The sequence below is a fragment of the Pseudorhodoferax soli genome (assembly GCF_003337555.1).
GTDB lineage: Bacteria > Pseudomonadota > Gammaproteobacteria > Burkholderiales > Burkholderiaceae_C > Pseudorhodoferax > Pseudorhodoferax soli.
In genome coordinates this window covers 86,384-96,090 of record NZ_QPJK01000001.1, presented here as the reverse complement: position 1 = coordinate 96,090, position 9,707 = coordinate 86,384, and the positions used below count along the sequence as shown (strand labels likewise).

The 9,707-nt window shown below is 71.9% G+C and carries 10 protein-coding genes; 1 reads left to right on the top strand and 9 read right to left on the bottom strand.

The features are described 5' to 3' along the window. Positions 1-12: 12 nt before the first annotated feature. Complete coding sequence (locus DES41_RS00415) at positions 13-1,059, bottom strand: DnaJ C-terminal domain-containing protein (protein ID WP_245965527.1); 1,047 nt, start codon at positions 1,057-1,059, stop codon at positions 13-15. A gap of 155 nt (positions 1,060-1,214) precedes the next feature. Between DES41_RS00415 and DES41_RS00410 the strand changes: the two genes are divergently transcribed. Further along, complete coding sequence (locus DES41_RS00410; protein ID WP_170168056.1) at positions 1,215-2,369, top strand: fatty acid desaturase family protein; 1,155 nt, start codon at positions 1,215-1,217, stop codon at positions 2,367-2,369. A gap of 6 nt (positions 2,370-2,375) precedes the next feature. On the opposite strand, the gene DES41_RS00405 is transcribed toward DES41_RS00410, so the two are convergent. The 8 genes from DES41_RS00405 to DES41_RS00370 form a co-directional block, all read right to left on the bottom strand. Further along, complete coding sequence (locus tag DES41_RS00405) at positions 2,376-3,182, bottom strand: SAM-dependent methyltransferase (RefSeq protein ID WP_114464911.1); 807 nt, start codon at positions 3,180-3,182, stop codon at positions 2,376-2,378. Positions 3,183-3,295: 113 nt separating this feature from the next. Continuing rightward, positions 3,296-4,525, bottom strand: a complete 1,230-nt coding sequence (locus DES41_RS00400; protein WP_170168055.1) for a tetratricopeptide repeat protein — start codon at positions 4,523-4,525, stop codon at positions 3,296-3,298. Beyond that, a complete protein-coding gene (locus DES41_RS00395) occupies positions 4,522-5,481 on the bottom strand; it encodes a DMT family transporter (protein ID WP_114464907.1) in 960 nt (319 codons plus the stop codon). The genes DES41_RS00400 and DES41_RS00395 overlap by 4 nt, the downstream gene beginning before the upstream one ends. A 53-nt stretch (positions 5,482-5,534) precedes the next feature. After that, positions 5,535-6,281, bottom strand: a complete 747-nt coding sequence (locus DES41_RS00390) for a helix-turn-helix transcriptional regulator (protein ID WP_114464905.1) — start codon at positions 6,279-6,281, stop codon at positions 5,535-5,537. Between the two features lie 113 nt (positions 6,282-6,394). Continuing rightward, a complete protein-coding gene (locus DES41_RS00385; protein ID WP_114464904.1) occupies positions 6,395-7,333 on the bottom strand; it encodes a GTPase in 939 nt (312 codons plus the stop codon). Positions 7,334-7,384: 51 nt separating this feature from the next. Further along, a complete protein-coding gene (locus DES41_RS00380; RefSeq protein ID WP_114464902.1) occupies positions 7,385-7,714 on the bottom strand; it encodes a thioredoxin family protein in 330 nt (109 codons plus the stop codon). 24 nt (positions 7,715-7,738) lie between these two features. Beyond that, complete coding sequence (locus tag DES41_RS00375; RefSeq protein WP_114464900.1) at positions 7,739-8,011, bottom strand: hypothetical protein; 273 nt, start codon at positions 8,009-8,011, stop codon at positions 7,739-7,741. A 132-nt stretch (positions 8,012-8,143) separates the two neighbouring features. Continuing rightward, positions 8,144-9,646 carry a DegQ family serine endoprotease gene (locus DES41_RS00370; RefSeq protein WP_114466756.1) on the bottom strand — a complete coding sequence of 501 codons (1,503 nt, stop codon included), beginning with the start codon at positions 9,644-9,646 and terminating at the stop codon, positions 8,144-8,146. Between the last annotated feature and the right edge of the window lie 61 nt (positions 9,647-9,707).

Here is a 9,707-nt window from a genome sequence, read left to right as displayed (position 1 = left end):
GCCGAGGTTAGCTCACCCCGGGGGGCGCTTGCGGTCGCGCGCACGCAGCGTGCGCTGCCACTCGGCCAGGCGCGGGTCGGCGCCCGCGTTGCTGGCGATCAACTGGTCGAGCAGGATGTCCTGGTCGCTGCCGAAGCGGTCGGGAAATACCGGCTCGATCTCCACCCGCTGCTCGGCACGCGGCCCCCGGTGGCGCACCGGAAAGCCCAGCCCGGGCAGCGCGTAGTGCCGGCGGTCGCGCTGCAGCGCCAGCGGCTGCACGCCGTCCAGCGTGGGGATGGACACCGGTCGGTTGGCCATCCACGCGAACGCGTCGACCGGTACCTTGCAGGACAGGCTGCCGTCGTCGTGCAGCGTGAACAGCGGATGCGGTGCCACGCCGACCTGCACCTCCAGGTCGGCCGGCGCGCGCCGCGCCGCCACGTGCAGCAGGTCGCCGTCGCGCACACCAGGCGGGATGCGCGCCTGCACCTCGTAGTTCTGCACGGGCAGGCTGCCTGTGGCGCCGCAGGGGCCGCAGTCCTCCCGGGCGATGCCGGTGCCGGCGCAGTCGCCGCATTCCTCGGGCTGGCCCGGCCAGCCGAACCAGGCCGAAGGCCGCACGAACGTGCCCTTGCCGCGGCAGCGCTTGCAGGCGTTGGCGAGCGTGCGGTGCCCCTGGCCCGCGCAGTGGTGGCAGACGGGCGTGAATTTGCCGCGCAGGGCCTTGATGCAGCCGGCGGCGGCTTCTTCCAGCGTGAGCTTGAGCTTGCGGCGAATCGGTGGCTGGTCGGGGCGTGCGGCCTGCGCCGGGGGCTCGGTGGGCGGCTCGGCGCCCGCTGCCGGGGCAGGCGGCGGTGGTGGCGGCGGCGGTGGCTCGGGCGCATCAGCCTGGCCCTGGCGGGCGCGCTGGATCGATTCGAAGGCCTGGTTGATGCGCTGCATCCGCGCCACGGCCTGGGCACTGGCATTGCGGTCCGGATGCCAGCGCGACGCCAACCGGCGCCAGGCGGCCTTGATCTCTGATTCGCTGGCGTCGTTGGGCAGGCCCAATTCGGCAAAGGCTTGGTCGTTGCCCACGTGCTTGTTCTCTCCAGCGACGATGGTAGCCGATGTTGTTGCGCTGCAGCATTTTTGGAGACGGCCGGTTTTTCCCCTGCTTTTCGGCCCACCGAGCCCGGGTGCGGCAGGCTCAAATCGCCAGCTCGTGTCACAACAAGTTACAGGGAGTTCCGATGCGATCCACCGCCGCGCCGTTGTCCGCCACCCCGCCTGCGATCTCGCGGGGCCAGCTGATCCGCGAGCTGTCCGTCTTTGCCACGCCGCGCAACAAGAGCGGCGCGTTGCTGCTGCTGCGCGATGGCGCGCTGTACTGGGGCCTGTGGGCCGCCGTGCTGCTGGCGCCCACGCTGGGCTGGAAGATCCTGGCCAGCGTGCTGCTGGGCATCCGCCTGACCTCCATGTACACGCTGGCGCACGATGCTTCGCACCGCACGCTCTTCGCCAGCCGCCGCTGGAACTGGATCGCCGCCCTGGCCCTGGGCGTGCCCTCGGTGCAGAACTACCGGATGTGGACGCATGACCACAACCACGTGCACCACCCGCGCACCAACGGCGACCACTTCGACTTCTACCGCCCGTTCTCCAAGGCCGAGTACGACGCGCTGAGCCCGCTGCAGCAACTGGCCGAGCGCCTGTGCCGCGCGCCCAACGTGTTCGGCCTGTTCGTGTACTGGCTGGTGCGCTGGATTCCCACGCGCGTGTGGCCCAACGTGCGCACACCCCTGGAGCAGCGCGGCGTGTCCATGGCCTATGCCGTGCCGCTGGTGCTGTTCCATGGTGGCATGGTGGCCTTCCTGGCGCTGGTGGCGCCGCGCATCGCCCCCATCGAGGCCGGCACGGCCGTGCTGCTGGGCTGGTTCGGTCCGCTGATGCTGCACTTCTGGATCAGCAGCGCCACGCTGTACCTGATGCACACGCACCCCAACATCCCCTGGTTCAAGGGCGACATCGCACGCTCCGGCGATTACGCGCCCGAGCTGTGCTCCACCGTGCTGACCACGCCCGACTGGTTCAGCAAGATGGTCAACAACGTCTACTGCCATGCCGCCCACCATGCGCACCACGGCATTCCCAGCTACCTGCTGCTGCCGGCGCAAAAGCGCATGAACACGCTGCTGGGCAACCGGCTGGTGGTGGAGCCGCTGTCGCTGTTCTCGATGCTGCGCACGCTGCGCACCTGCAAGCTGTACGACTTCGAGCGCCACCAGTGGCTGGATTTCGAGGGCCTGCCGACGGCCGCGCCGATCGACCTGTCGGCGCGCAACGCGGTGGCGGAGCCGGCGGTATCGCCCGCGCCGCGCCGGCCGCGGCAGACTGCAACGGCCTGAAGGCCTTCAGCCCGCCACGCGGGTGGCGCTCCACGGGGCGCCGTCCACGGTGCCGCGCATGGTGTTGCCGGCCACCTGCCCCGCATAGGTCCGCCCGCCGGCCGTGAAGCGGATGTTCGCGCCGTCCAGCCGCGCTGCGGCCAGCGGTGAAGCCGGCCCCAGGCGGCCTTCCAGCTTCTGGAAGCTCTGCGTGAGCTGCAGCCGCTCGCCGCCCAGCTGCCAGTTGCCGCCCACCTTGGCCGGCACCACCCACTTGAGCGCATTGCAATAGCCTGCGCAGCCCTCGACGACGTTGAACGAGTCGTCGGGCTCCCAGTCCTCCATCGTGAAGGAGTTGGACAGCACGCGCGTGCCGGCCGGCATGCCCAGCAGTGTGGGCCGCAACCGCATGTTCAGGTTGGGCAGCAGGAACAGCGTGACCACGGTGGCTTCGGAGAAGTCGGACGCGAAGATGTCGGCCTGCTCGAAGCTGGCCCGGCCCGCAACGCCCTCGGCTTCGGCGGCGCGCCGCGACAGCGCCACCATGTCGGGGTTGTATTCGATGCCGCGCGCACGTGCGCCGCGCTTGGCCGCCGTGATCACGAGCCGGCCGTCGCCCGAGCCCAGGTCGACCAGCCGATCCTGCGGCGTGAGTCCGGCCATGTCCAGCATGCGATCGACCAGGGTCTGCGAGGTCGGCACCCACACCACGTCCTTGCCGCCCTGGCCGACCTGCGGCTGGTAAGGGGCGCTGGCGGGCTGCGCCCAGGCGTGCGGGCCGATGCTGGCCGCGCCGAGTGCGGCACCAAGGAAGGATCTGCGTGCAATGCTCATCGAAGCTCTCCTGGGCAAAAGGTTGGATGAAGGTGTCGGACGCCCCCGCAGGCAGCCGGTGCGGCGCCGGCAGGACTGGCGATGGAGTCCGGCCGCGTCCGGATGTTCCGCGGTCAGCCCGTCGCGGCGCCACCCGGCGCGCGCAGGCACAGCACCTGGCCCTGGATGGGCTGGCGCTGGTCTTCGCGCAGCACGAGGGGCTGTGCCTGCACGATCTCCAGGCCGTGCTGTGCGGCCAGCGCGCGCAGGTGGTCCGCGCCGTGCGCGTAGCGCAGGCTGGGCCGCAGTTGCAGCGCCTGTCCGTCCGACGACTCCACCGAGAACGCGAACACGCCGCCGGGCTGCAGCACGCGCCGCACGCCCGCGAACACCGGCTCGAGCGCGCCGACATAGATGAACACGTCGGCGGCCGCAACCAGGCCGTAGCGTTCGGGCGTCTGCTGCAGGTAGGCCGTGAGGTCGGCCTGCACCAGCCGGTCGTAGCAGCCGCGCGCGCGGGCCTGCTCCAGCATCGTGGGCGAGAGGTCCAGGCCTTGCAGGCGGCGCGCCAGCGGGCGCAGCAGCGGGCCGCACAGGCCGGTGCCGCAGCCCAGGTCCAGCGCGGCGTCCACCGGCGTGCCGGCCAGGGCGGCCGCGGCCGCCTGCGCCGCGGCCTCGTGGGCGCGGTAGCGCAGCACGTTCAGAAGATGCGGTTCGAAGTCGTCGGCATAGCTGTCGAAGAGGCCGCGCACATAGGCCTGCGGCGCGCCGGCGGGCGCCTCGCCGGCACCCAGGCCGGCCAGGAAGTAGCGGCACAGCGCGGCGTCGGCGCCCGCCGCCAGGGCCTGCTCGAAGGCGGCGCGCGCGGCGTCCGGGCGCTGCAGGTCGCGCAGCAGCTGGCCCAGCAACAGGCTGGCTTCGGCGAGGCCTGGGTCGAGCGCGAGCGCACGTTCGTAGGCGGGCAGGGCGTCGGCATGGCGCTCCAGCGCCTGCAGGGTCTGCCCGCGCAGCTGGTGGGCGGCGGCGGTAGCCGGGTGGTCGGCCAGCAGCGCGTCCAGCAGCGCCAGCGCGTCGCCATGGCGGCCGAGCTGGTTCAGGGCCAGCGCGCGCTGGAAGCGGCCGGCCGGGTTGGCGGGCTCCAGCGCGGCCAGGGCATCGAGCGCGCGCAGTGCATCGCCGGGCCGGCCCAGGCGCAGCCGCACCACGCCCAGGTTCAGCAAGGTGGAGGGCCGGTCCGGCACCAGGGCCGCCGCGGCTTCGAGCCGGGTCTCGGCCTCGGCGTGCCGGCCGGCCTCCGTCAGGCCCACGGCATCGAGGAACAGGGTCTTGGCTTGCGCGAAGGCATCGGCAGTCGGTGCGGTCATGCGGCCGCAGCATAGCGGCTGGGCGCGGGCCGGCGGTGCGCCTGCACGCAGCTCAGCACGCTGGCGCCCACGCAGGCCATGGCCAGCCATTCCGCTGCGCTGGGCGTGCGCCATTCCCACAGGAAGCCGTAGAGCAGCGCGAACAGGGTTTCGAACAGGATCATCTGGCCCACCATGGTCAGCGGCAGCAGCCGGCTCATGCGGTTCCACAGCGCGTTGCCGACCATGGACGCGGCCAGCGCCACGCCCACCACCACGCCGGCCAGGCGCAGCCAGTCCGCGCCGGCGTGCGTGCCTGCATCCAGCAGCAGCGCGAACGGCAGCAGCAGCAGGGCCTGGGCGCCGGTGGCCACGCCGGTGGCGAGGTTCCAGTCCTGCACCGAGACCTGCGGGCGCTGCGCCAGTGCGCGTGCGTTGCCGACGGCATAGGCGGTCCATGACGCCAGGGCGCCCACCGCGCAGAGCAGGCCCACCGGCGAGGCCGCCGCGCCACCGCCCAGCGATTGCCAGCCGATGCACAGGATGCCGGCCAGCCCGCACAGCAGCGAGGGGACGAGCCGGCGCAAGGGCACCGCGCCGTGCGCGCGGCTGCCGATCACGGTGACCGCCACGGGCAGGAAGCCGATCACCAGCGAGGTCATGGCGATGCCGCCACGCTGCACGGCGCTTGCCAGCAGCACGTAGTACAGCGTGTTGCCCAGCAGCGCCAGGCGCGCCAGCAGGCGCCAGTCGGCCCGGCCCAGCTGCGTGGACAGCCGGCGCCAGCGCGGCAGCAGCAGCGCGCTGGCGATGAGGCCGTAGGCCAGGAAGCGGCCCGCCGTCAGCTGCAGCGGCGTGAAGCCGTGCGCCAGCGCGGGCGCGAGGAACACCAGGCCCCAGAGGGCCCCCGCGGCCATGCCGCACAGGATGCCGGTCCAGATGCCTTGGGCCGGGGTGGAGGAAAGCGAGGAAGCCATGCCGCCACTGTGGCGCGGCCGGTGGCTGCCGTCTCGGCCGCGGCTGCTCTGTTTTAGGCCGCGTCTCGCGCCGCGCGCCGGATGGCGGCCGGCGTGCTGCCGGTGGAGCGCCGCATCGCGCGCGTCAGCGCGTTCTGGTCGGCGTAGCCGGCCGCCAGCGCCAGTTCGGCGATGGGCCGGTTGCTGCCGACCAGCCCTTCGCGCACGCGCTCCAGCCGCAGCTGCTGCAGCCAGGCCGCGGGCGTGCTGCCGAGCTCGCTGCGGAACAGGGCATGCAGCCGGCTCACGCTCAGGTGGACCTCCTGCGCCATGCGCTCCGCGGTCCACGGCGCACCGGGCTCGGCCTGCACCCGGGCCAGCAGTGGGCCGAGCCGTGACACCGCGCGCGGCGCCTGCTGGCCCAGCTGGTCCAGCAACAGCGGCACCCAGTGCTGCAGCCGGCCGGTGGTGGCCGGCCCGCCCTGCAGCACCAGGCCCATGTAGTCGATGAGCCGCCAGGCCGCTGGCGCAACGGCCTGGTAGGGCTGGGCGGCCAGCCGCTCCAGCAAAGGCAGCGGCACGTGATGTGCATCAAGGTCCAGGACCAGCGCCTGGTTGCGCTCGTGGGACACCTGGGTGTGGCGCATGCCGGTGTCGACGAAGGCGGCCTGGCCCTGGCCGAGCAAGCGCTCGCGGCCGCCGATGTCCAGCAGCAGCCGGCCGGCCAGCGGCAGCACGAGCTGGGCGTGGTCGTGGCGGTGTTCGTCCGCGGCCAAGCCGTAGCTGCGCAGATTCAGCGTGAACGGTGGTTTCGGCGGCATGGATGGCACGTATAGCACAGGCCTGCGCGCGGGCCGCTGGCTCGAGTACGCGTGAACGAACCGCTCTCACCCCGCGTGGCGCGCGTCGGTTCTGTCTTGCGTTCTGAGCCGGCCTACCTTCCGCGCACCAGGGCCATGACCTTGGCCGCGTCCAGCGTGCGCGCCTGCTCGCGCATCTGCGGCAGGTACTGCTGGTGCAGGCCCTGGGCCTGCTGCGTCAGGCTGGCATAGCTGTCCTTGAGCAACTGGGTGGACAACACGCGGCCACCGGCGTAGTAGCGCTTGGCCACATGGCCCAGCGCGTAGGTGGTGGCAAAGCTCATGCCCGAGCTGACGGCCTGCCGGCCGACGCCGCCCAGCAATCCGCCGCCGAGCTTGCCGAGCAAGCCCCCCAGCAGCTTGCGGCCGGCCTGCTCCAGGTACTGCGAAGTCAGGCCCACGCCCACGGTGGCGAGGAAATCCTTGATGTGGCCACTGTCCAGCTGGTAGCCGTGCGCCTTGCCGACGTTGAACACCAGGCGCATCTGCAAGGGGATGATGGCCATGGTGGAGAGGCTCTCGGGCAGCAACTCGAGCGCGCCGTTGAGGATGGCGGCATTCAGGATGGACTTGTCGAGCGCGGCTTCGTCCACGGCGGGCTTGGCCGGCACAGGGGCTGCGTCGGCGGCCACCAGCGGCGCGGCCGCCACGGCGTCGGCCTGTTGCAGGAAGCCGTCGGCAGCGGCGGGCGCCAAGGCAAGCGCAGCCTTGGCCTCTTCGAGGAAGCGCAGCTCGGCCGGCGAGTGCAGGCCGTCGGCATCGCAGACGCAGACCGCCATCTCGTAGGCCAGCTGGCGCGCATCGGCACCGGGCAGCGCGGCGGCGATGCCGGCCAGTTGCACGCGCTTCATCAGCACGTCCTGCACCAGCGTGGGCAGGTGCACGCCATCGGCCTGGGCCAGGTTGTCGGCGATGCGGCGGATCTCGGCGCGTTCGCGCTCGTGCTTGTCGCCATCGACGAAGGCGGCCATCAGGGCCAGCGACAGGATGGCCCGGGTTTCTTCAGCGGTCATGGGAAAGTTCTCGGCAGCTTGGAATGCCCCGGCGGCGGGGCGGGCCGAAGCTTAAGCCGGGCTGTCTGCCAGGGCCCGCAAGGCCTTGGCCACCGGATGGTGATCGACAGGGCGCACCAGCCGCTCGACTTCCTTGCCATCCTGCAGGAACACCAGCGTGGGCCACAGCTTGACGCTGAACGAGCGGCCCAGCGGCCGGCCCCGGCCGTCGGCGATCTTGATGTGGCGCACATCGGGCCGGTCCTCCAGCGCGCGCGCGATGGCGGGCTGGGCGGCGCGGCAAAAGCCGCAGAAGTTGTCGCCGAATTCCAGCAACACCGGGCCGCGCATGGCATCGACCTCGGCGCGGCCGGGTTCGTCGGAGGAGTAGGGTGCAGACATGGCCGGATGGTAGAGGCGAAGGGCTCAGCGGCCCGTGACGGGGGAGGGGGGTGGCTGGGTGCGAACGCGGGCGCGGTCTTCTTCGGCGCGCTCCAGGGCCTCGGCTTCGGCCTCGCGTGCGGCCTCGGCGTCGGCCCTGTCCTGGGCACGCGCGCGTGCCTGGCGGGTGGCCTCGTCCACATCGCCTGCCGATTCGCGCAGCGGATCGGTGATGGCCTTGCCCAGCGATTCGAGCGCGCTGTCGGTGTGCGCAGGACGTGCGGGCGTGGGTTCTGCAGGGCGGTCGGGCGTTGCCATGGTGTTCTCCTGTTGGGTGCTGTGGCCCGATGGTCGCCTGGAGCCGCACGGCCAGCTGCCGGCCAGCGCCCCGCACGCGCACGGCGTGGGGGCGCCGGCCGCTGTAGTCGCAGGCCTACAGCGGCCCGGCCGTCAACCCAGGCGCACCGGCACGAAGATCTTTTCCTCGCCGCGCTGGATCAACAGTGCCACCGACTTGTCGGCCTTGGCGACGGCGGCGCGGGCCTGCTCGGTGCTGCTGACCGGCGTGCCGTTGATGGCCAGCAGCACATCCCCGGCCTCGACGCCGGCGCGGGCCGCGGCGCCACCGACCTGCTCGACCACCAGCCCGCCATCGGCCAGGCCGGCGGCCTGGCGCTCCTGCGGCTGCAGCGCGCGCAGCGCCAGGCCCAGCCGGCCTTGCGCGGCGGCGTCCGGCGTGGTGGCGGCCACGGCCTGGTCCTTGGCGCCGCCGAGCCTGGCGCGGATCTCCTGGGCACTGCCCTTGCGCCAGACATCCAGCTTGACGGTGTCGCCCGGGGCGGACAGGCCGATGGCCGCCGGCAGGTCGCCCGAGGCCACGATGGTCTTGCCGTCGATGGCGCGGATCACGTCGCCGGGCTGCAGGCCGGCCTTCTCGGCCGGGCCGCCCTTCTCGACGCTGGCCACCAGCGCCCCCTCCGGCTTGTCCAGCTTGAAGGAGTCGGCCAGGGTCTGGTTCACCTCCTGGATGGCCACGCCCAGCCGCGCATGCTCGACCTTGCCGTGCTGCACGATCTGCTGCTGGATGCGGCCCGCCAGGTCGATCGGGATGGCGAACGACACACCCTGGTAGCCACCCGTGCGGCTGTAGATCTGCGAGTTGATGCCCACCACCTCGCCGCGCGTGTTGAACAGCGGCCCGCCAGAGTTGCCGGGGTTCACGGCCACGTCGGTCTGGATGAAGGAGACCGCGCTGTCGCTGGGCAGCGAGCGGCCCTTGGCGCTGACGACGCCGGCCGTCACGGTGTTCTCGAAGCCGAAGGGCGAGCCGATGGCCAGCACCCATTCGCCGGCCTGCAGGTCGGCAGGGGTGCCGATCTTGACGACGGGCAGGTTCTTGGCGTCGATCTTGAGCACTGCCACGTCGGTGCGCGGGTCGGCACCCAGCACCTTGGCCTGGTACTCGCGCCGGTCGGTCAGCTTGACGGTGACCTCCTTGGCGCCCTTCACCACGTGTGCATTGGTCAGGATGGTGCCGTCGGCGCTGACGATGAAGCCCGAGCCCTGGCCGCGCACGAGCGGCGCCTCTTCACGCGGGGCGCGTCCCGGGCGCTGGCCCTGGCCGGGCTGCTGGAAGCGGCGGAAGAACTCGAAGAAGGGATCGTTGCCAAACGGGTCGTCGCGCTGCGCGGCGCGTTCGTCCGCATCGGCCGGATCGGCGCTGCCGGTCACGCTGATGTTGACCACTGCGGGCCCGTACTGCCGCGTGATCGACGAAAAGTCCGGTAGCGCAACAGATACAGGTGTTGCAGTTGTAACTGTTGGTGCAGGTGCTGCATGGGCGGCTTCTGTGCGCGCCAGCCCCACGCCAGCGCCGCCGATGGCCCCGGCGGCCAACAAGGCCAGCACAAGGCGGGAATTTTTCACGGAAAACTGGCTGAATCTCGGGTCCATGGTGTCCATCCTTCGGGTGTGTTGGGGATGACTGAAATGATGGGACTGTGGTCTTAGACCA

What these genes read in the sequence shown, in the direction of transcription:
- DES41_RS00410 (WP_170168056.1), top strand. Translation starts at nt 1,215, where the DNA reads ATGCGATCCACCGCCGCGCCGTTGTCCGCCACCCCGCCTGCGATCTCG.
- DES41_RS00405 (WP_114464911.1), bottom strand. Translation starts at nt 3,182, where the DNA reads ATGAGCATTGCACGCAGATCCTTCCTTGGTGCCGCACTCGGCGCGGCC.
- DES41_RS00400 (WP_170168055.1), bottom strand. Translation starts at nt 4,525, where the DNA reads ATGACCGCACCGACTGCCGATGCCTTCGCGCAAGCCAAGACCCTGTTC.
- DES41_RS00395 (WP_114464907.1), bottom strand. Translation starts at nt 5,481, where the DNA reads ATGGCTTCCTCGCTTTCCTCCACCCCGGCCCAAGGCATCTGGACCGGC.
- DES41_RS00390 (WP_114464905.1), bottom strand. Translation starts at nt 6,281, where the DNA reads ATGCCGCCGAAACCACCGTTCACGCTGAATCTGCGCAGCTACGGCTTG.
- DES41_RS00385 (WP_114464904.1), bottom strand. Translation starts at nt 7,333, where the DNA reads ATGACCGCTGAAGAAACCCGGGCCATCCTGTCGCTGGCCCTGATGGCC.
- DES41_RS00380 (WP_114464902.1), bottom strand. Translation starts at nt 7,714, where the DNA reads ATGTCTGCACCCTACTCCTCCGACGAACCCGGCCGCGCCGAGGTCGAT.
- DES41_RS00375 (WP_114464900.1), bottom strand. Translation starts at nt 8,011, where the DNA reads ATGGCAACGCCCGACCGCCCTGCAGAACCCACGCCCGCACGTCCTGCG.
- DES41_RS00370 (WP_114466756.1), bottom strand. Translation starts at nt 9,646, where the DNA reads ATGGACCCGAGATTCAGCCAGTTTTCCGTGAAAAATTCCCGCCTTGTG.